The sequence below is a fragment of the Shewanella sp. 5_MG-2023 genome, assembly GCF_030547465.1.
Lineage (GTDB): Bacteria > Pseudomonadota > Gammaproteobacteria > Enterobacterales > Shewanellaceae > Shewanella.
Genome location: NZ_JAUORC010000031.1, coordinates 1 through 21,523 on the forward strand (window position 1 = coordinate 1; position 21,523 = coordinate 21,523).

The 21,523-nt window shown below is 39.8% G+C and carries 22 protein-coding genes; 10 read left to right on the forward strand and 12 right to left on the reverse strand.

Going from position 1 to position 21,523, the window contains the following annotated elements; all coding sequences use genetic code 11:
• Positions 1 to 1,023 precede the first annotated feature (1,023 nt).
• The 3 genes from Q4557_RS16685 to Q4557_RS16695 all read left to right on the forward strand — a co-directional run bounded on the left by Q4557_RS16685 (position 1,024) and on the right by Q4557_RS16695 (position 3,866).
• The gene (locus Q4557_RS16685; protein ID WP_102435403.1) at positions 1,024 to 2,217 is read left to right on the forward strand and encodes an amino acid aminotransferase; all 1,194 of its coding nucleotides are present in this window, start codon (positions 1,024 to 1,026) and stop codon (positions 2,215 to 2,217) included.
• 203 nt (positions 2,218 to 2,420) lie between these two features.
• The gene (locus tag Q4557_RS16690) at positions 2,421 to 3,227 is read left to right on the forward strand and encodes a glucosaminidase domain-containing protein (protein ID WP_102435401.1); all 807 of its coding nucleotides are present in this window, start codon (positions 2,421 to 2,423) and stop codon (positions 3,225 to 3,227) included.
• A gap of 3 nt (positions 3,228 to 3,230) precedes the next feature.
• The gene (locus tag Q4557_RS16695; RefSeq protein ID WP_198589348.1) at positions 3,231 to 3,866 is read left to right on the forward strand and encodes a DUF2987 domain-containing protein; all 636 of its coding nucleotides are present in this window, start codon (positions 3,231 to 3,233) and stop codon (positions 3,864 to 3,866) included.
• Between the two features lie 92 nt (positions 3,867 to 3,958).
• Here the strand turns inward: Q4557_RS16695 and ttcA are convergent, their stop codons facing one another.
• The 11 genes from ttcA to ccoN all read right to left on the reverse strand — a co-directional run bounded on the left by ttcA (position 3,959) and on the right by ccoN (position 13,846).
• Positions 3,959 to 4,897: a tRNA 2-thiocytidine(32) synthetase TtcA gene (gene ttcA / locus Q4557_RS16700; protein WP_198589347.1), complete on the reverse strand. Its 939-nt coding sequence runs from the start codon at positions 4,895 to 4,897 to the stop codon at positions 3,959 to 3,961.
• Positions 4,898 to 4,967: 70 nt separating this feature from the next.
• On the reverse strand, positions 4,968 to 5,897 hold the full coding sequence (uspE, locus tag Q4557_RS16705) for a universal stress protein UspE (protein ID WP_303414082.1): 930 nt from the start codon (positions 5,895 to 5,897) through the stop codon (positions 4,968 to 4,970).
• A gap of 99 nt (positions 5,898 to 5,996) precedes the next feature.
• Positions 5,997 to 6,749 (reverse strand): electron transport transcriptional regulator EtrA, encoded by a 753-nt coding sequence (gene etrA / locus Q4557_RS16710; RefSeq protein WP_102435395.1) that lies wholly within the window; start codon positions 6,747 to 6,749, stop codon positions 5,997 to 5,999.
• A 55-nt stretch (positions 6,750 to 6,804) separates the two neighbouring features.
• Complete coding sequence (locus Q4557_RS16715; protein ID WP_102435393.1) at positions 6,805 to 7,494, reverse strand: sulfite exporter TauE/SafE family protein; 690 nt, start codon at positions 7,492 to 7,494, stop codon at positions 6,805 to 6,807.
• On the reverse strand, positions 7,491 to 7,664 hold the full coding sequence (gene ccoS / locus Q4557_RS16720) for a cbb3-type cytochrome oxidase assembly protein CcoS (protein ID WP_102435391.1): 174 nt from the start codon (positions 7,662 to 7,664) through the stop codon (positions 7,491 to 7,493). The genes Q4557_RS16715 and ccoS overlap by 4 nt, the downstream gene beginning before the upstream one ends.
• A complete protein-coding gene (locus Q4557_RS16725) occupies positions 7,661 to 10,039 on the reverse strand; it encodes a heavy metal translocating P-type ATPase (RefSeq protein WP_102520581.1) in 2,379 nt (792 codons plus the stop codon). Before Q4557_RS16725 ends, ccoS begins: the two co-directional genes overlap by 4 nt.
• A gap of 8 nt (positions 10,040 to 10,047) precedes the next feature.
• A complete protein-coding gene (locus tag Q4557_RS16730) occupies positions 10,048 to 10,527 on the reverse strand; it encodes a FixH family protein (protein WP_076536711.1) in 480 nt (159 codons plus the stop codon).
• Between the two features lie 116 nt (positions 10,528 to 10,643).
• A complete protein-coding gene (ccoP, locus tag Q4557_RS16735; RefSeq protein ID WP_102439471.1) occupies positions 10,644 to 11,600 on the reverse strand; it encodes a cytochrome-c oxidase, cbb3-type subunit III in 957 nt (318 codons plus the stop codon).
• Entirely contained in the window at positions 11,600 to 11,776 is a 177-nt protein-coding gene (locus tag Q4557_RS16740) for a cbb3-type cytochrome c oxidase subunit 3 (protein ID WP_102439470.1), read from the reverse strand. Before Q4557_RS16740 ends, ccoP begins: the two co-directional genes overlap by 1 nt.
• Before the next feature lie 10 nt (positions 11,777 to 11,786).
• The gene (gene ccoO, locus Q4557_RS16745; RefSeq protein WP_102439469.1) at positions 11,787 to 12,401 is read right to left on the reverse strand and encodes a cytochrome-c oxidase, cbb3-type subunit II; all 615 of its coding nucleotides are present in this window, start codon (positions 12,399 to 12,401) and stop codon (positions 11,787 to 11,789) included.
• An 11-nt stretch (positions 12,402 to 12,412) separates the two neighbouring features.
• Positions 12,413 to 13,846, reverse strand: coding sequence for a cytochrome-c oxidase, cbb3-type subunit I (ccoN, locus tag Q4557_RS16750; RefSeq protein WP_102439468.1), 1,434 nt, complete (start codon positions 13,844 to 13,846; stop codon positions 12,413 to 12,415).
• Positions 13,847 to 14,117: 271 nt separating this feature from the next.
• Between ccoN and Q4557_RS16755 the strand changes: the two genes are divergently transcribed.
• Together Q4557_RS16755 and Q4557_RS16760 are read left to right on the forward strand one after the other, a co-directional pair.
• The gene (locus tag Q4557_RS16755; RefSeq protein WP_303414107.1) at positions 14,118 to 14,576 is read left to right on the forward strand and encodes a hypothetical protein; all 459 of its coding nucleotides are present in this window, start codon (positions 14,118 to 14,120) and stop codon (positions 14,574 to 14,576) included.
• 78 nt (positions 14,577 to 14,654) lie between these two features.
• Positions 14,655 to 14,867 (forward strand): hypothetical protein, encoded by a 213-nt coding sequence (locus Q4557_RS16760; RefSeq protein ID WP_102439466.1) that lies wholly within the window; start codon positions 14,655 to 14,657, stop codon positions 14,865 to 14,867.
• A gap of 219 nt (positions 14,868 to 15,086) precedes the next feature.
• Here the strand turns inward: Q4557_RS16760 and Q4557_RS16765 are convergent, their stop codons facing one another.
• Positions 15,087 to 15,986, reverse strand: a complete 900-nt coding sequence (locus tag Q4557_RS16765) for a LysR family transcriptional regulator (RefSeq protein WP_102520578.1) — start codon at positions 15,984 to 15,986, stop codon at positions 15,087 to 15,089.
• Positions 15,987 to 16,309: 323 nt separating this feature from the next.
• Here Q4557_RS16765 and Q4557_RS16770 point away from each other — a divergent pair, with 323 nt between their 5' ends.
• From Q4557_RS16770 to Q4557_RS16790, 5 genes are all read left to right on the forward strand, one after another.
• The gene (locus Q4557_RS16770; RefSeq protein ID WP_102439464.1) at positions 16,310 to 17,044 is read left to right on the forward strand and encodes a histidine phosphatase family protein; all 735 of its coding nucleotides are present in this window, start codon (positions 16,310 to 16,312) and stop codon (positions 17,042 to 17,044) included.
• A gap of 39 nt (positions 17,045 to 17,083) precedes the next feature.
• Positions 17,084 to 17,854, forward strand: a complete 771-nt coding sequence (locus Q4557_RS16775) for an SDR family oxidoreductase (RefSeq protein ID WP_303414108.1) — start codon at positions 17,084 to 17,086, stop codon at positions 17,852 to 17,854.
• Positions 17,855 to 17,952: 98 nt separating this feature from the next.
• Complete coding sequence (locus tag Q4557_RS16780; protein ID WP_303414109.1) at positions 17,953 to 19,131, forward strand: NADH:flavin oxidoreductase; 1,179 nt, start codon at positions 17,953 to 17,955, stop codon at positions 19,129 to 19,131.
• 44 nt (positions 19,132 to 19,175) lie between these two features.
• Positions 19,176 to 20,387, forward strand: coding sequence for an acyl-CoA dehydrogenase family protein (locus tag Q4557_RS16785; RefSeq protein WP_303414110.1), 1,212 nt, complete (start codon positions 19,176 to 19,178; stop codon positions 20,385 to 20,387).
• A gap of 104 nt (positions 20,388 to 20,491) precedes the next feature.
• Positions 20,492 to 21,523, forward strand: a complete 1,032-nt coding sequence (locus tag Q4557_RS16790) for a phosphotransferase family protein (RefSeq protein WP_102439461.1) — start codon at positions 20,492 to 20,494, stop codon at positions 21,521 to 21,523.

The following is a 21,523-nucleotide window of genomic DNA, read 5'->3' on the forward strand; positions in this document are numbered from 1 at the left end:
TGGAATCGGTAGACACAAGGGATTTAAAATCCCTCGCTTAATAGGCGTGCCAGTTCAAGTCTGGCCTCGGGTACCATTATTCTTAGTCTTTGCTTAGCAATGATGAGAACTTACATACGTAAGTATGGTGCAAAAAAGCCTCAACATTAGTTGGGGCTTTTTTGTATCTGAAATTTGTTTAAATAAAACTTATTACTCATAATCCCTCGTCGTTTTTAAATAGGCGTGCCAGTTCAAGTCTGGCCTCGGGTACCATTATTCTCAGTCTTTGCTTAGCAATGATGAGAACTTACATACGTAAGTATGGTGCAAAAAAGCCTCAATATTAGTTGGGGCTTTTTTGTATCCAAAATTTATTTTAATAAAACATATTACTCATAATCCCTCGTCGTTTTTAAATAGGCGTGCCAGTTCAAGTCTGGCCTCGGGTACCATTATTCTTAGTCTTTGCTTAGCAATGATGAGAACTTACATACGTAAGTATGGTGCAAAAAAGCCTCAATATTAGTTGGGGCTTGTTTGTATCCAAAATTTATTTTAATAAAACATATTACTCAAAATCCCTCGTCGTTTTTAAATAGGCGTGCCAGTTCAAGTCTGGCCTCGGGTATCATTATTCTTAGTCTTTGCTTAGCAATGATGAGAACTTACATACGTAAGTATGGTGCAAAAAAGCCTCAACATTAGTTGGGGCTTTTTGTATCCAAAATTTATTTTAATAAAACATATTACTCATAATCCCTCGTCGTTTTTAAATAGACAACATCAGTTAAACTTTAGCTGGTCTTTCTTTATTCGATGTACTCAATCAAGACTATCTGAAATAAAAAACACACAATACTGAACCATGAACTAAGTTAGAGTTCTTTTTATCAAGAATATTTGGTTTTATGGGAATATTTTTAATGAATCTTCAAACTGTGATCTAATTATTACCAGAATGTCTTTTGTGACTACTTCCTAAAGTCATACAATGGTATAAATAGAAAAAAAGTTGTTCACTTCAATAGTAGGAAAGATGTAATGATATTTTCTCAAATCCCTCAAGCGCCAGCAGATCCTATCTTAGGTTTAACCGATGCCTTTAAAAAAGATACTCGTACAGACAAAGTTAACTTAGGTGTTGGGATATACAAAGACGAAGCAGGTCAAACTCCTGTACTGACATCGGTAAAAAAAGCTGAAGCCATTTTATTAGAGACTGAGAAAACAAAGAACTATCTTGGAATTGAAGGTGTGGAGCGTTATAACCAAGTGGTTCAAAGCTTATTATTTGGTAAAGACAGTGCCATCATACGTGACAAAAGAGCATTTACCGCCCAAGCACCTGGCGGAACAGGTTCTTTACGAGTTGCAGCTGAGTTTTTAGTAAACAACACTGACTCAAATATCTTATGGGTGAGTAACCCGACATGGGCAAACCATCAAAATATTTTTCAAACTGCTGGTTTAGAGATAAAAGAATACGGTTATTACAAAGCTGAAACCCATGACATGGATTTCGATGCTATGGTCACCGATCTAAATACTGCGCAAGCTGGTGACATGGTGCTTTTACATGGCTGCTGTCATAACCCTACAGGCATTGATTTGACTATTGAGCAGTGGCAAATCATCGGTCAACTATGTAGCGACAAGCAATTGGTTCCTTTATTTGATTTTGCTTATCAAGGCTTCGGCGCCGGCATTGAAGAAGATGCACAAGGGTTACGTGCTGTAGCTGCCAAAGTGCCTGAATTATTAGTCGCTAACTCATTCTCAAAAAACTTCGGTCTATATAATGAGCGTATCGGTGCAGTAACCGTTGTTGCTGAAACAGAAGTTGTAGCACAAAAAAGTTTTAGCCAAATCAAAAAGACTATCCGTGCGAGTTACTCAAACCCTCCAGCTCATGGTGGCTTAATTGTGAGTACCATTTTATCTGATGATGGCTTACGTAAAGAATGGGAATCAGAGCTTAGTGCCATGCGTCAACGTATCGCAGAAATGAGAACCTTATTTGTAGATACCTTAAAGCAAGAAGGCGTATCACAAGACTTTAGCTTTATATCACGTCAAAACGGTATGTTTAGTTTTTCTGGTTTAAATAAGCAACAAGTAACTCGTTTAAAAGAAGAGTTTGGTGTTTATATTGTAGGCTCAGGTCGTATTAGCGTTGCAGGAATGACAAAACAAAATATCCCTGTGATTTGTAAAGCGATTGCACAGGTGCTTTAACGATAATGGGCCTTAAAGGCCCATTATTTTTACTTAATCAGTTATCTAAACTTGATATAAAAGCGCTTAAGGTAGTCCATTTTTAATCTCTATTATTGAAATATTTCAGTCTGTTAAAATAGCGATTAATCGCTTTAAGTCATACCTTCTATTACGTGCAAATCTCGGTATAATCACTAAAAAAATTACATAAAGGCTTTTAATTGAAAACAGGTAGAATTGGAAAGTTTACCCTTGCTTTAGCGGGGGTCATCATTGTTATGTTTTTTATCAGAGCTTGGCTAGTACCAACGATTGAACAAATCTTGATAACCACTCCTGATATAAAAGAAAACCCACAGCTTTCAAATCAAGTGCCAGATTTTTCGAGCATTTCAGATATCCCAACTAAGAAACAAACGTTTTTTGATTACATGACGCCTGCAGTCAAACATCAAAATGCAATTATTAGTGCAGAAAGAAAATTTTTAATTGTTATTCTCAATAACCTTCGTAATGGGCAACCGCTTACTGATGCTGATATTTTTAAATTGCAAAAGCTAACTCAAAAATATCGATATCAAGTAAAAAAGTTTGATTTAATCACTCTGACACCGTTACTTGAACGCGTCGATACCTTGCCAGTTAAAATGGTACTAATTCAAGCCGCCAATGAAACTGGTTGGGGCAGCTCTCGCTTCGCTACAGAAGGTAATAATTATTTTGGGCAATGGTGCTTTTCTAAAGGCTGTGGTTTAGTGCCGCAATCAAGAACCCCAGGGCTTAATCATGAAGTTGCATCGTTTGATACCCCAGAGGACTCAATAGCTGCATACCTGCTTAATTTGAATACTAATTCGGCTTACCATTTATTACGTTCAATCAGGGCGGATCTAAGAGCCCAAGATATTGAGCCCACTGCAGAAGAATTGGTCTTTGGCCTGTTACATTACTCAGAACGTAAACATGAATATATCGACGAATTACTTCAAATGATGCGTCATAATAAAAATTATTTAGCTGGATTATAGTTAATGAAAATAACAACAAGATTAGCAATGGCTACAGTGGCTTTCTCGGTAAGCTTTTTTTCAATTGCCGATACGGTATCTATTCCTTATGCCGGTTTTTACGAAAGATTAAAGCAGGTCAACAAAGCCAACTATCAGTTAGTTGAAATTGTGTTTAGTGTGCCTAAAACTCAAGCTTGCACTATTTTAAGCGGGGATATCAGTACTGAGAAAAACCAATATCCATTAACTTTTAATGAGCAGCAGCGGCTTTTTTTACCTTATGATGCTCAGTTAAAATCTGATCGCGGTTTAATTAACTTAACCATGAAGGGTGATCCCACAGGATGTGGCATAGCAATGCAGGTGAGGGCGAAGCAACAGCTTAAATCATATAATCAGCAGCAAATCCTTGCGGTAAAAGATGATATGGATGCGTTATTGGATGGCCAGCAAGGTTTTCCAATGAAGTATTTTAGAAAGCCAATATCTGGTGTTACATTCAGTTTTAACGATACTGACTATCCGGTAACTGTTAGCATTGATAATAAACAGCAGCTTATTAGTGAGCCGCTACAATTGGCTAACTTTACACTCAATGAATTAAATGAGATTTCTTTTTCTGTTACTCCTGCAGTCATTAGCCCGTTTGTCGAGTAAAACATTTTAGATAGATTGAAAAAGCCCTCAATAGAGGGCTTTTGTATATCTACAGCACTTATTAAAGTGCTGTATAATCGAACGTTATGTGGTTACGGCTTGTAGGTACTCACAACATCAATTCTTGCTGCAGCATCAAGATTAATATGGCCGTTGTTACTCATATCAAGAAAATCAAATGCAGGTAGCTCTGATTCAGCCACAGCGCCAGACATAGGTGCGTCAGCATTTCTTTCAAGTGATAAGAAATCAAATTGGTTACGATCAACACCTTGTGACGGCGAGGTATTTTGCATCGCCGTGAAGATGGATTCGATTCTACCAGGGAAATCCACATCCCACTGTTTTAGCATGTCTTTAACTGCACCACGTTTTAAATTTTCTTGTGATCCGCAAAGGTTACATGGAATAATCGGGAACTGTTTCAATTCTGCGTATTCAGCGATGTCTTTTTCTTTACAGTAAGCTAATGGACGGATCACCATGTTAGCCCCATCATCCGAAAGTAATTTTGGTGGCATTGCTTTCATCTTGCCACCAAAGAACATATTTAAGAATAATGTTTCAATGATGTCATCACGGTGGTGACCTAAGGCAATTTTAGTGGCGCCGATCCGCTGTGCGAAACCATATAGGGTTCCTCTACGAAGGCGAGAACATAAAGAGCAAGTGGTTTTACCTTCAGGGATCTTATCTTTGACTATCGAGTAGGTGTCTTTTTCTAAGATATGGTAGGCAACTTTTAAACTATCTAAATAGGCAGGTAGAATATCTTCTGGAAACCCAGGTTGCTTTTGATCTAAATTTACCGCGACAACTTCAAAAGAAATCGGGGCACGTTTTTGTAAATTTAATAAAATATCAAGCATGGCATAACTGTCTTTGCCGCCTGAAAGGCAACACATAACAATGTCACCTTCTTCAATCATTTGATAATCGCCGATAGCACGACCAACTTCATGGCGGAGCTTTTTTTCGAGCTTATTTTGACGATCCAATTGTAGTTTGTTTTGTTGTTGCATTTGCGACATAAAAAAGCGCCCAGTAACCATTTGTTTCAGGGCGCGTATTATTCCAGCATTCTGCCTTAGGGTAAAGGATTTACTCTTCTAGAGGTGACTTATACCCATCTGGCTTGATAGCGAGCAGATCACAGTTAATGCTATCAATAACATGTTCTGCTGTATTACCAATTAGTGCGGCAGAAAAACCTGTACGACCCACTGTACCTAAAATAACTAACTCAGCGTCTAACTTTGTGGCTAATTCAGGAATAATATCTTCAGGCAGACCTTCTTCAACATGGCAATTTTCTAATGGAATATCAAAGCTATGGGCGACAGATTGGATCCGTTGTTCATGCTGCATTCGGACCGTGTCGTTATAACTTGCGGCATCAAACTCTGGCAATTCTATGGCTAAATTGACAGGGGTACCTGGATAGCCATTAACTAAATGCACTTTAGCTGAAAACTTATCGGCTAAATTTAAGGCGTTTTTAATAACTTTGGTATTAAGAGTCTGATGATCTTCATCTTCAGACGCTACATTTATTGCGCAAACAATATTACCTGCTACTGGCCAATCGTGTTCTTTAACCATAAGAACAGGAATAGGCGCTTTACGTAATAAATGCCAATCAGTAGGGGTGAAAATAATTGATTTGAGTTTATCGTGCTCGTGGGTGCTTTTGACCAACAAATCAAATTGTTCATCGATAGCGTATTTAATAACACTTTCAAATGGGCGATTGTGCCAAACTACTTTCGCATCAATAGACATTCCAGTCTTAGTATAACTTTCGATGGCTTCATTTAACCAGGTTTCACGTTGAGCTATAACGCCTTGACGCATAGCTTCACGCTCATTACTGGATAAAATTGATGTCATCTCGTAGGAGAAGTCAAAAATAGTGAGAAATGCAGTGATAGTTGCGTTGGACTTACTCGCTAGCTCAACAGCTCTAGCTAACGCAGGTTGATGATCTGTCATAGGGTTTATGACAACGAGTATCTTATTATAATCCTTCATAAAACCTCCAAGCTAAAATGTTAAACTCTGTTAATTAACTATCACTGTTATTGCCATAAAATACTTTGAGAGAGATCAAACTTTGAAAAGTTGTTAGGCCTAGGTTGCAATCCGCGAATTACCCGCTAACTGACTCAGTGCTTTATGATCAACAATAGTGATGTATTTGCCTTTAACTTCAATAAAGCCTGACTTTTGAAAACGGCCAAGTAAGCGGCTAATTGTTTCAACTGTTAGCCCAAGGTAATTACCAATATCACCACGGGTCATGGTTAATCTAAATTCATGAGGTGAGAAACCGCGGCTACCAAAACGGTTAGCCAGATTGCTGATAAATGCGGCTAGGCGTTCTTCGGCATTCTTTTTAGATAACAACAAAATCATTTCTTGATCGCTCATGATCTCATTACTCATGAGACGCATTATCTGTTGTCTAAGTTTTGGCATACTGCCCGCTAAGGTATCTAAAGTATCAAACGGTATTTCACATACCATTGCAGTTTCTAATGCTTGGGCAAAACTCTGATGAATTTGAGAATGAATTCCATCAAAGCCGATAACGTCACCAGCTAAATGAAAGCCAGTGATTTGTTCATCGCCTTGCTCTGTGATGGTGTAGCTTTTAATTGTGCCAGATCGAATAGCAAATAAAGACTTGAGAGGATCACCAGACTTAAATATTTGGTCACCTTTTTGCACTGGCTTTTTACGCTCAATAATCTCATCGAGTCTATCTAACTCGTTGTTATTAAGCGAGAAGGGGATACATAATGATTCCATACTGCAATCATGACAATGTATCGCACAACCTCCGGTTGATGCTCGAAGTTGTTTAGTTGGGTCTATAGGCATATGTACTCTCAATTAATTACTACTTAGCCATGTTAAACTAATAACAAAGTTACAGCTAGTTTAGCTGCATGATGGCGATATATATAGTTTGTAGCCCAAATACTACAATCAAGATCCCACTTATCATTCGGACCTGCTTTTTTTGTACCCATTGAGCTAACGTTTTCGCCGCTACACCGGCACTGAGTAACGCGGGCAATGTACCTAAACCAAAAGCTAACATGATTAAGGCGCCATCAAGGGCATTACCAGCCGCAACAGCCCAAGTTAGGGTGCTATAGACTAAACCGCATGGTAACCAACCCCATATTATACCAGCCATAACGGCTTGATGTTTATGTTTAATGGGTAACAATTTGTTAGCCAATGGCTTTAAAAAACGCCATAACATTTTGCCCACTTTTTCGATTTGCACAATACCAAACCAAAGCTGGGCGATGTAAAGCCCTGTGGCTATCATCATAATGCCAGCAAAAATACGCAGGCCGATAAGATAGTTATCAAGGTCAAACATATAACCTAAGGCTGCGGTACTGGCTCCAGCTAATGCACCTGCTAGGGTATAACTGAGTATCCTGCCTAGATTGTAGCTTAATAAAAAACTTAACTGATTGGCGAGCTGATTCGATGCTGTATTGGGTAAGTTAGATGCAAATGCGCCAACTAAACCACCACACATGCCAAAGCAATGTGCCGCACCCATTAATCCAACTAAAAAAGCACCCCATACATTGTATTCAATCAATTCTTTTTCTCTGATTCTGTTTCACTTGGTTTATCTTCATCAAATAAAATAGAAACACTTTGACGGTCTAAATCGTCGAATTGTTCACTTTTGACTGCCCAAAAGAAGATGGCAACAGCAATTGCAACAAATAGCATTGCGATAGGAATTAGTACGTAGATGATACTCATATTTTTATCCTGAGTAAGCGTAAGCTGTTAGATACGACAATAATCGAACTAACTGACATTCCAATCGCTGCAATATACGGTACTACATGACCGGTAACCGCTAGCGGTAGAATAATGACATTGTAAGCAAACGCCCAAATTAAGTTTTGTTTTATTATTTTATTTGTTAACTTTGAAACTGTAATTGCTTGATTAAACTTAGATAGTTGATCACCAAGTAAAATCAAATCAGCACTATTTTTAGCGATAGCGCTGCCACTTCCCATCGCGACGGATAAATTGGCTCCGGCTAAAACGGGAGCATCATTAATGCCATCTCCAAACATTGCCACATCTTGTGTTTGTTGTAATTTGTTTATCAAATCTAGTTTATCTTTAGGGTTAAGTCCTGCATAACTATTTTTAACATTAAGCTGCTGCGCGATAGCGTTCACATGGCTGGCACAGTCACCACTAGCAATACTAACATCGATATTTTGATGTTGAAGTTGTTTTATGGTTTCTAGACTATCTACCCTGAGAGCATCCTTTAGGGAAAAACAGGCTGTAATAATGTCATTCACAGACAACCACAACAGTTTGCCGTTACACTGATTGGCATCGACTCCCACAAATTCAGCATTACCAATTTTAACGACATCAGTATTAATGTTACCTGATATGCCTAAGCCAACGTGATGCTGTATGTCGGTGGCACAAATATCACTGTGAGCATGGGCTTTAAATGCACTGGCAATTGGGTGAAGTGAGCCAGTTTCTAATGCGGCGGCATAGGCTAAAACGGTTTGTTCATTTTGGCTATCGGTTAATACAATACTTTCAAGTGAAATAGTGCCGCAGGTTAAGGTACCGGTTTTATCGAATACGACATGGTTGATACGAGGCAGTTTTTCAAATACCCCAGCTTTTCGGGTGATTATACCCAGTTTGGTAAAAATAGCCGTCGCGCAAGTAATCGCAGTTGGCGTAGCAAGGGCGAGGGCACAAGGACAGGTTGCCACTAATACCGATAATGTCACCCAAAAAGCATCTTCTGGTGAAATTTGTAACCACACCACATAGGTTAACGACGCAATTGCTAAAATCGTACCTGAAAAATAACGCGCTAACCTATCAGCCAGTTTCGCAATAGCAGGTTTGGTGTTTGAAGCCACTTCTTGCAAGCGAATAATTTCAGCGACGAGTTGATCTTGTCCTAAAGCGGTGACTTTTACCGTCAGGGCTTGATCAATATTAATTGTGCCAGCAAATACACTGTCATTAATGGTTTTAATGAGAGGCATTTGCTCACCTGTGAGCATTGATTCATTAAGACCCGATTTCCCTTCAATAATATCCCCATCAGCGGCAACGATATCGCCCGGTCTAACAAGGATAATATCGCCTAATTTTAATCGCTTGGCAGGTATTTCTGAAATATCACCATCAAGTTTTAAATGAGCTGTTAATGGCACCAGTTTATGAAGATTACTTGAATTGACGGATGCAGTTTGTTTGGCTTTTTGTTCAAAATAGCGGCCAAGTAATAGGAAGAAAGTAAACATGGAGACAGATTCAAAATACACTTCTCCATTGCCATTAATCGTTGCAAAACAACTGGCAATATAAGCTCCGGCGATTGCAATTGATACCGATAAGTCCATATTGAGTTTACCGCTAAGTAAACTTCTTATGGCGCTGAAATAAAAAGGCTGAGCAGAATAAAATACCACTGGCGCGGCCAAGGTCATACTGACCCAGCGAAAGTAATCGCGCATTTGAGTATCTTGGAGGGTGAAGTAATCAGAGTACAAGGCCAATGCAAACATCATCACTTGCATGGTAGCAAAACCAGCTAAGCCTAAGCGTAATAAAAACTTTCGGCCTTCTGTTTTACTTTGCTTTTCTTGCTCATCCACTTGATAAGGCGCAGCCTGGTAGCCAATACGGCTTATCGCCGCAAGAATTTCACTGAGTTTCAGTGACTCTTCATGCCAACTAACTAAAGCGCGCTGCGTGGTAGAATTTACGCTTATGTTAGTAATACCCGCTAATTGTTTTAGCTTATGTTCAATTAACCATGCGCATGCCGCACAGGTTATACCGTCAATCGAAACTGAAATGGTATTGATACCATCAACTTTGTGGGTAAGGTCTTGTTGAACTTCAGGGATATCATAAGCTGAGTATTGGGCTAATTCAGCTGGGACCAGGGCAGTTTGTTTGCTACCCGGTTCACTTCGATATTGGTAATAACTCGCAAGACCAGAATCAATAATAGCTTGTGAAACCGCCTGACAACCAGGACAGCACATAAGCTGATCTTGGTTGTCGATAAAAGTGGTGAATTCATTGCCAGTTAAAACAGGTTCATTACAGTGATAGCAGTTTTGCATTATATATATTAATTCAACCAGTATTCGACATCATCATGAATTTCAATACGTTGCTGGATTCTCCAGCTTGCATCAAAGCCTTCAAGTCGGACATTCCATGGCCCAGAAATCGCTTCTGATAAACCAATTCGATATGTGCCGTTGCCATCAGCAGTGGCATTAATGTTGAAATCTTTTTCTTCAAGGGTTGGGTGAATAAAACTGACTTTCAATACGGCTTGGTATGCAGGACCGCCATGTTGAGATATTTTAAGTTCGTGATCGTCAACTTCAATTAAGTATTGCATGCCTAAGTTTTTAGCTTGCTTAATTTTACGCAAATCCATATTGATGGCTTTGCCTTCTTTGTAATAATCATCTGAAACCAAGGAGTCAGCATTATCAATGGCGATACTCATCGCAACCATGCTTTTAAGGACAACAACAAAAAGAAGAACAACGATAAACCAAGGCCAAAAGTGCTTATACCAGGGAAGAGGAGCAGACATAAAACGGTCCTAATTATTAACTTTTATTATTAATCTATTTTAACCTGAAAACCATTAATAATCACTTAAAAAAAAGGCCTCGTTTAAACGAGGCCTTTTTTGTTATCAAGCTGTAACTATTTGTTTGATAAGCTATAAACGTATGCAGATACTACATGAACTTTTTCTTCACCTAGGATATCTTTCCACGCTGGCATAACACCTGAACGACCATTTGCAATTGATTGCATAACTTGTAAACGGCTTCCGCCATATAACCAAGCATCATCAGTTAAATTAGGTGCGCCCATAAACTTATTACCAGTGCCATCCATACCATGACAAGCAAAACAGCCTTTCATGAATGAACCTTGACCTTGAGCTGCTAACGTAGCGTCATGATCACGTCCTGATAGTTTAAACACGTATTCAGCTAAGCCACGAATTTCACTATCTTCGATGGGTAATCCGCCTTTAGGAGGCATCATGCCGTTACGACCATTCATCAGCGTTGTCTTAATAGTTGCAGGATCGCCACCATATAACCAATTACCATCGGTTAAATCTGGGAAGCCAACACTACCGCGAGCATCCGAACCATGACATTGAGCACAGTTTTGTAGGAATAAACGCCCACCAACTTTAAGTGCCTCTTCGTCTTTAACTAGCTCTTCAATTGGCGTAGCTAAATAAGCAGCAAAGATAGGGCCGTATTGCTTGTCAGCACTTGCGACTTCACGATCGTACTGAGAAAGGCGTTGCTCTGCAGTAGCTAACTCAACCGCTGCTTTAGACTCTTCGATTGAACGAACACTTTGGTTCGAACTTGTCCAACCAAATAGCCCTTGATAGCTGCCAAGACCGGGGTAAAGTGCTAGATAAATCAAACCAAACACGATACTGATGTAGAACATATAAGACCACCACTTTGGTAGTGGGTTATTGAGTTCTTCAATGCCGTCAAAGCTATGACCCATTGATTCCCCTTCATCAATTCCTGTGTTGTTCTTAGAGCAAGCTCTAAGCAGGAAAAAACAACCGGCGATAACTAATAATGTTGGAAAAATAATCCAAACGTTCCAAAAGATACTCATTACTTATTATCTCCTGAATTATTAGCGCGTGTCGCGATTTCTTCTTCAGAAAAAATCAGATTAGCAGCTTCATCAAATTTGGCTTTGCTTTTTGAGCTATAAGCCCAATAGAAAATACCGGCAAATACCACCATAACAATAATGGTTAGAATGCCTTGTAATGTTCCATAATCCATAACTGCCTCCTTATTTCAGTGCATGACCTAAAGACTGAAGATAAGCAATTAACGCTTCAAGTTCAGTTTTGCCTTTAACAGCAGCTTCAGCACCTGCAATTTCTTCCGCGGTATACAAATTATGATCCGGGTGGAAATTACTTAAGATTTGCATTTTATTGCCCGTTAGTTTTCCATCTAATTTGGTATCTGCTAACCAAGGGTAAGCAGGCATATTAGATTGAGGCACTACACTACGTGGGTCGATTAAATGCACTTCATGCCATTTATCACTGTAACGACCGCCAACACGGGCTAAGTCAGGACCAGTACGTTTAGACCCCCACTGAAATGGGTGGTCCCAAACTGATTCGCCAGCAACAGAGTAGTGACCGTAACGTTCAGTTTCGGCACGTAAAGGACGGATCATTTGGCTGTGACAGTTGTAACAACCTTCACGGACATAAATATCACGACCTTCAATCTGCAAAGCATTGTACGGCTTTAAACCTTCAACTGGTTCAGTAGTATCTTTTTGGAAAAGCAAAGGGGTGATCTGTACTAGACCACCGAAACTAATTGCGATTACAGTAAAAATACCAAGCAGGCCGATGTTTTTTTCGATTATTTCATGATTAAATTTCATCGTTCTGCTCCTTATGCTTTGGCTTCAGCTAATGCTGGAAGGGTGTCTTTAGGGGCATTAACGGTACGCAACACGTTATACGCCATGATAAACATACCCGTTAAGAAGAACACACCACCAATAAAGCGAACAAAGTAGAACGGATAAGATGCTTCTAAGCTTTCAACAAAGCTATAAGTCAAAGTACCGTCAGAGTTAACTGCGCGCCACATTAGACCTTGCATCACACCAGAGATCCACATTGATACTATGTATAAAACTGTACCAATTGTCGCTAACCAGAAATGGACGTTAACTAGGCTAGTACTGTACATACGGCCATGGCCAAATAGCACAGGAATTAAATGGTATAAAGAACCAATTGAAACCATCGCAACCCAACCAAGCGCACCAGAGTGAACGTGACCAACAGTCCAGTCAGTGTAATGAGACAGTGCGTTTACGGTTTTAATTGCCATCATTGGTCCTTCGAAGGTAGACATACCATAGAAAGATAATGAAACAACTAAGAAACGTAATACTGGATCTGTACGCAGTTTATGCCAAGCACCAGACAGTGTCATAATACCGTTAATCATACCGCCCCAAGAAGGTGCGAATAAAATTAGCGACATCACCATACCCAATGTTTGTGTCCAATCAGGTAAAGCAGTGTAATGAAGATGATGCGGACCTGCCCAGATATATAACGCAATCAATGCCCAAAAGTGAACAATTGATAAACGGTAAGAATATACCGGACGACCAGCTTGCTTAGGTACAAAATAGTACATCATACCTAAGAAACCTGCTGTTAATAAGAAACCAACAGCGTTATGGCCATACCACCACTGCACCATGGCATCTACTGCGCCAGAATACATTGAATAGGATTTGAATAAGCTTACTGGTACCGCCATTGAGTTAACAATGTGCAATACTGCAACCGTAATGATGAAAGCACCGAAGAACCAGTTTGCAACGTAAATATGCGATGTTGTTCGTTTGATAATGGTACCAAAGAACACAATTGCATAACTCACCCAGACAATGGTAATGGCGATATCAATTGGCCACTCAAGTTCTGCATATTCTTTACCAGAGGTGAAACCCATTGGTAATGTAATTGCAGCAGAGAGGATAATGGCTTGCCATCCCCAAAACGTGAAAGCAGCTAATTTAGGTGCAAACAGTTTGGTTTGACAAGTGCGTTGTACGATATAGTAGGATGTTGCGAAAAGAGCTGAAGTACCAAACGCGAAAATCACGGCATTCGTATGTAAAGGTCGTAAACGACTATACGTTAACCATGGAGTTTCAAAGTTTAGTTGTGGCCAGATTAACTGGGCCGCAATCAATACACCAACTGCCATACCAACGATTCCCCACAATACTGTGGTTAATGCAAATTGGCGAACAACGGTGTAATTGTAATCAGCGCCTGTAGGCTGGGAATGGTTCATCATAATGCTTCCACGGCTTATTACTTTTACTTTAAAATTAGTAAAGAAAGATCTTTACCTGTTTAGGGTGACAGGTGGTTAAAAAAGTATCTGTTTTAGAGTTGCTTTTTTAATTATTGTCAAGGTGTTACCTCATGTTTTTTATAACTATCACGAGGCAATGTAATGATACTTGAGCTAAGTCAAAAAAGATATATGTGAGCTAGGTGTAAACTTGATCTAGATCAATTTCCTAAAGATAATGTTATCAATATGAATCGAGAGGTTAAAAGTTGTGCAGTTTTTAACAAAATGGATTGTTGGCTCTTTTTTTATAGTGTTTTTAGGTGGATGTAATCCTCAATCAAACACTAAAACAGTAACATCTGCTGTAATAGACAGCAGTTTGTGCCAATTTCAACAAGGGGTATGTAAGTTAAATGTTAACAGTGTCGACATTATGCTGATGATTAACCCCGTTTTCACACCAAGTGAAAAACCTTTGAGTATTGATTTACACTTTTCCGTCCCTGTCACTGATGTAAAAATGCGAATCGAAGGAAGAGACATGTTTATGGGGGTAATACCGGTAAATCTTACTGCAGAAAAAAACAGTAATCCTAACCACTATAAAGGTAGTGCTATTTACGGTTCCTGTAGTAGTAATTATATGGTTTGGCGCGCGCTAGTTAACTATTCAATTGACGGAAAGCCGCAATCAACATGGTTTGATTTTTTAGCTGACAATAAATAGTCAAAGATAAAGACTGAATCTTATTGATAATCATTCTCAATTAGTTATAATAGCCAAAAAATCAATTGAGAAAATAGTATGTCCCAATTAAACATTTCAATATCCATCGATAAACTTGCTAAGTTAATTCAATCAGGCCAATTGTGCGTTGCTGACTTTAGAAGTTTAGACACTCAAACAAAGCAACAGTTATGGCAATTATGTCTGCTCAGTTGTAAAGAACGGATACACTGCCAGCATCCTGCCGATAACCCTAACAACTTAATAGAAATGTTTTCTGAGTTAGGGTGATTTAAGCATTATGAAAACTAAAATCACCTTCTTTAAACCAAGTTAGTACTACCGACATAGTGAATGTCAAACTTCATTAGTAGATGACGAGTTGGTACCTCAAAACGTTAACAGTGCTTAACTACAGCTTGCATCAAACTTTCAAATCAAAGCCAATATTATTGATTAAGTCTAGGTTCAGTTACTGACAAGCTTTTAACGGGCCAATTAATTGTTAGTTTAGTTATTTGATGCCGCCATAATCATTTTATTACGAAGCCACTTATTAGCGGGTTCTTTATCGACATTCACATGCCAATATAAATGCACGTCAATGCCCGGCAATTCAACAGGCATCGGATAAATGTTGATATCAAACAATTCACTGTACATCTCAGCTGCTCTTCTAGGCAATGTGAGCAACATATCGTTATTGGTGATAATACGGCATGCCGAAAAAGGATGTTGGCAGCGTAATGATATTTTACGATGTAAGCCTAAGCGTGATAATTCAAAATCTTCAAGTCCTGGCCCTGTTGAGCGCGAAGACACTAAAACATGTTGAAGATGTAAATAAGTATCCAAATCTAAGCTGCTATTAATAGTTGGGTGCTCCTTGCGTGCCACCACCACCACTTGATCTAGTTCTAGTTGGGTATGCAAAATATTATTGCTAACAGGAATAAGTGCATCAATGGCTAAATCGATATCGCCACTGGCTAATTTATTTTCTAAATCACTACGCCTTACTCGTTTATTACTGCGTAGATTTATCGTCGGAGACTCTTTAGATAAACTTTGCTGTAGTGGCGGTAAATAGTAGGGTTCTAATGAACCATGCAATGACAGTGAAAAATTTTCACGGGAGGTTGACGGCTCAAACTGCCTTGATTGCACCAAACAAACCTGTAGCTGATGTAAGGCTTCACGCACATCCGCAATAACATTCTTTGCCACCGGCGTCGGTCTCATTTCATTACCTTGTCGCACAAATAAAGCATCATCAAAGTGAGCACGCAACTTACCTAAGGAATGACTGACTGCGGGTTGAGACAAATTTAGTACAGAAGCCGCTTTTGTAATATTTCCCTCACAATAAATTGCATCAAAAACCACAAACAAATTTAAATCTATTTTCATGCTGACACCATTGCATCCTTGCTAAAAATCTACACTGCTAACTTTAATCAAAAAAATTCAACCTACGCTGGTTAAAATTTATCAGCCTAACTATTTAAAATATAAATAGTAGGGTATAAGAACTATTCATTTGTTTAATCTAGGTTGCAACCTTAGCATAGTCAAGTCGATTTTAAACAGCCTGATTACAAAGGTAACTAAACCACCAGCAGTTGTTAGTCAATAAACGTGCAGGTGGTAATTAAAAGCTATAAACAAATTGAAGCATCAATAAACGTTTTTTGTTTCGCTGCTTAAAACCCAATATCACACTGAGTATTTATATGGCTGCAATATATTTGATAAGACATGGGCAAGCTTCTTTTGGAAGTGCTGATTACGATCAGCTGTCAAAAAAAGGTGAACAACAAGCACAGCTTCTTGGTGAATATTGGCGCGCAAGAGCCCAGCCAAGTAAGTTTTATTGTGGCGATCTGTTACGCCATGGGCAAACATTATCTGGATTTAATAAAGGTTATCAAACCAGCACAGTACCGATGATTATTCACTCGGGCTTTAATGAATTTGACCATGTTGATATTTTAAAAAAACACCACCCTCAATGGCAAAACTTCCCCAAGATGAGTGAAGATATCAATAAATTGCAGCACCCCAATAAAACCTTTCAAAAAGAATTTGCACTGGCGTTAGAACGCTGGATGTTCAGTGATAAACATGACGAATATAAAGAAAGCTGGCCGCAGTTCAAGTTACGCTGCATCCGTGCGCTACAAAATATAATAGATCAAGAGTTGGCCACTAAACGCCAGCTTAGTGCTAATGATGACAATGCAAAAAAATCAAAAGATATATTGGTATTTACTTCCGGCGGAACAATTTCAGTCATCATTCAACATATCCTTAAATTAACCAATAAAGAATTATTGATGATAAATCAGCAGGTTAGAAACACCAGTGTTACTAAATTATTATTTTCAGAACAGATGCTAAGTATCGATTATTTAAATAATTATAGTCATTTAGAGCAAGCAGGAGAAGACTGGGTAACCTTTAGATAACGCCGCATAAAACAACTTAAAAATAGATAGGGATTAAGCATGGCAGAGATCAACTTATTTGATTTAACAGGGAAAGTAGCATTAGTCACTGGCGCGAGTCGTGGTATTGGTAAAAGTATTGCGAAACTTTTAGGCCAGTACGGCGCGCATGTTATCGTTTCAAGTCGAAAACTTGATGCGTGTAATAAAGTGGTCGATGACATTGTTATCGCTGGCGGCAGTGCAGAGGCAATTGCATGTCATATTGGTGAGATGGAACAAATAGACTCGCTGTTTGCCGCTATTACACAAAAGCATGGCAAGTTAGATATTTTAGTGAACAATGCCGCCGCTAATCCATATTTCGGCCACATTATGGATACTGATTTAAGTGCCTTTCAAAAAACTGTCGACGTTAACATTCGTGGCTATTTCTTTATGTCTACCCAAGGCGCTAAATTGATGAAGCAAAGTGGCGGTGGATCTATTGTCAATGTGGCATCCGTTAATGGCGTTATCCCGGGTGATTATCAAGGTATATATTCGATAACCAAAGCTGCGGTAATTTCAATGACGCACGCTTTTGCCAAAGAATGTGCTCAGTTTAATATTCGAGTTAATGCGTTACTACCTGGCGGCACAGATACTAAATTTGCCTCGGCATTAGTCGACAACCCTAAAATCCTCAAACAAATGATGCATCACGTGCCAATGAAACGTGTGGCGCAGCCAGACGAAATGGCCGGCACAGTATTGTATCTCGTCTCTAACGCTTCTAGCTATACCACAGGCACCGCGATTAATGTGGATGGTGGCTATTTAATCGGTTAATTAACGAGATTTTGGCAAAAGCCGTTATTAATAGCAGTCAATTCGCATCAAATAACTAAAAACAATAACCAATAAAAACCCGTGTTAGGAAAAAAATTATGAGCAGTCAAAACAGCACTATTTCAAGCAACAGCACTATTTCTAACAACAGCACTCCGAATAACACCAATAATAGTATCGATAAACTATTTGAATCTTTCAGCAGCAAAAGTTTGTCATTAAAAAATAAAACCGTGATGGCACCAATGACACGTGCCTTTTCGCCAAACTATATGCCTACTGCAGATGTTGCGGCTTACTATCGTCGCCGCGCAGAAGGTGATGTAGGTTTAATTATTACCGAAGGTACCTTTATTTCCCATAAAGCGGCTAACGGTTATGAAAACGTGCCCGCGATTTATGGAGAGAAGGCCCTTGCAGGCTGGAAGCATGTGGTAGATGAAGTACACGCCGCTGGCGGAAAAATTGCCCCTCAGCTTTGGCATGTGGGGTCTGTCAGAAAATTAGGCATAGGTCCAGATAAAGAAGCGCCTGCCCATAGTCCGTCTGGTTTATACAAACCTGGCGCAGAAAATGGTGTCGCTATGACTCAGGCCGATATTGATGACGTTGTTGCTTCATTTGCCCAAGCAGCATTGGATGCGAAAAATATTGGATTTGATGCTATCGAAGTGCATGGGGCACATGGTTACTTAGTTGATCAGTTTTTCTGGGAAGGCACCAACCAACGCCATGATAAATATGGTGGCTCACTTGAAAATCGCACTCGTTTCGGTGTTGAGATTGTCAAAGCCATACGTGCAGCTGTAGGTGCAGACTTTACAATTATTTTCCGATTTTCTCAGTGGAAACAACAAGATTATAGCGCCAAGCTTTGCCAAACCCCTGAGGAATTAGAAACTTTCTTATGTTTACTCAGCAATGCCGGTGTCGATATATTCCACGCCAGTACCCGCCGTTTCTGGGTTGCTGAATTTGCAGGTTCAGATCTTAATTTAGCGGGCTGGACTAAAAAACTGACTCATAAACCCGTAATTACAGTGGGTAATGTTGGTTTAGATGCAGACTTTATTGGCGAAGGTAATGCTGACTTGTCGGGTACCTCCAATCCAACTGGAATTGATGAACTGTTAGTGCGTTTAAATAATGACGAATTTGATCTCGTCGCAATTGGCCGCGCCTTGTTAGTAGACCCGCAATGGGTTAACAAAATAAAGACCAATGCGATAAATGATATTAAATCGTTTAATAAAAAATCTTTGATGTCGCTGAGTTAGTCGAGCCAAATATATCAATGCTGTCAACATTATAAGGACATATTATGAATTTTGAATACAGTGACAAAGTGCAGCACCTGATTGAGCGTATCAGTCAGTTTATGGATTTACATATTTTTCCTAATGAAGAGGCGATGCATCAACAAGTTGAACTTGAACCATGGTCAACGCCTCCATTAATGGAAGAATTAAAAGCAAAAGCTAAAGCACAAGGGCTGTGGAACTTATTTTTACCTGTGACCTATGGAGAATACAGTGCTGGATTAACCAATTTAGAATACGCACCGCTAGCAGAACTAATGGGCCGCGTGATGTGGGCGCCTGAAGTATTTAACTGCGCTGCACCTGACACTGGCAATATGGAAGTATTAGCTCGTTACGGTAACGAAGCCCAAAAGAAACAATGGTTAGAACCATTACTGGAAGGCAAAATTCGTTCAGCTTTTGCGATGACAGAGCCAGAAGTCGCTTCAAGTGATGCGACCAATATTGAATTACGTATAGAACGTGACGGTAATGAATATGTCATTAATGGCCGTAAATTCTATATCAGTGGCGCATGCCGCAAGCAATGTGAAATTATGATTGTGATGGGTAAAACGGATCCAACAAATAGCAATCGCTACGTACAGCAGTCACAGGTGCTGGTACCAATGGATACCCCTGGTGTGACTTTAGTCAGGCCGATGAAGGTATTTGGTTTTGATGACTCGCCAGAAGGCCACGCTGAAGTCATGTTTGACAATGTCCGTGTACCTGTTGCAAACATTATTGTTGGTGAGGGCAAAGGTTTTGAAATCGCTCAAGGTCGCTTAGGCCCTGGGCGGATACATCATTGCATGCGCTCAGTTGGCATCGCCCAGCGGGCTTTAGATTTAATGTGTAAACGTGTCAGTGAACGTATTGTGTTTGGTCAGCCGATGATAAAACAACAATCGGTACGTGAAGATATTGCAAAGTCAGCCTGTCAGATTGAACAAGCGCGATTGATGACGTTAAAAGCAGCCCAAAAAATGGACACCGAAGGCAATAAAGCCGCTAAAGATTTAATCGCCATGATTAAAATTGTTGCCCCGAATATGTCCCTTGATGTCATCGACCGTGCAATCCAATGCCATGGGGCTGTGGGTGTTAGCCAAGATACATTTTTAGCTCATGCTTGGGCTGGGCAACGAACCTTACGTTTAGCTGATGGACCCGATCAGGTGCATATGATGCAACTGGGACGTGACTTAGTTAAGAAGGTAGCGAATTAACATCTGGCATCACCTGACTGTAATCAAAAGGGTGAAGTGGTTTTGATTCGCGACACTAAATTAAGTTAACTATTGACCCTAAGTGGTCTAAAAGAGAATTGCCAATGTTAGACGATAATTTAATAGACCTTAAACAATTAACTCAGTATCTAGAGCGCCATATTGCGGGTTTTAAGGGTCCCATTACGCTTGAAAAGTTTGCCGGTGGCCAGTCTAACCCGACGTTTAAATTGCAAGCGGCAACAGGTAACTATGTGCTGCGCAGGCAACCACCTGGCAAGTTGCTAAAGTCAGCCCATGCTGTGGATCGCGAATATAAAGTGATCAAAGCATTGCAAGATACTAAGGTGCCAGTCGCAAAGGTATATCACTTATGTGAGGACCCAAACATCATCGGCTCGATGTTCTATGTGATGGAGTATTGTGATGGCACTGTGTATTGGAGTGCATCTTTATCTGACATAGCCACGAATGAGCAACGTACAGCAATGTATGATGAAATGAACAAAGTATTGGTAGCGCTGCATAGTGTTGATGTCGAGCAGGTAGGGTTAAGTGATTATGGTAAAGCAGGTAACTATTTTGAGCGTCAATTAGCCCGTTGGACTTCTCAATACCGCCAGACTGAAATTACCCCCATTAAAGCGATGAATGATCTAAGCCAATGGCTAGAAGCGAATTTACCTAATGATGACGGTCGAAGCTGTCTAGTCCATGGCGATTTTCGCCTAGACAATATGATGTTTGCCAAAGACTCAGCCAAGGTCATTGCACTGCTGGATTGGGAATTATCAACGTTAGGCCACCCGTATGCTGATTTAGCTTATCAATGTATGCAACTAAGAATGCCTGCAGGTATGGGTAGCATCGACGGATTGAAAGGTGTTGATCGTACTAGTTTAGGTATCCCTACCGAAGAGGAATATGTAGCCCGATATTGCCAAAGAATGGGTATCGAGCGCATTGAAAATTGGGTGTTTTATCTCGCATTTAGTTTCTTCAGGTTAGCCGCTATTGCTCAAGGCGTTGCTAAACGCGCATCCCAAGGCAATGCATCAAACGAAAATGCTAATAAAGTCGGCGCATTTGTCGAACCGTTAGCAAAAATGGCCCTACAAGTAATCGCCCAAAAATAA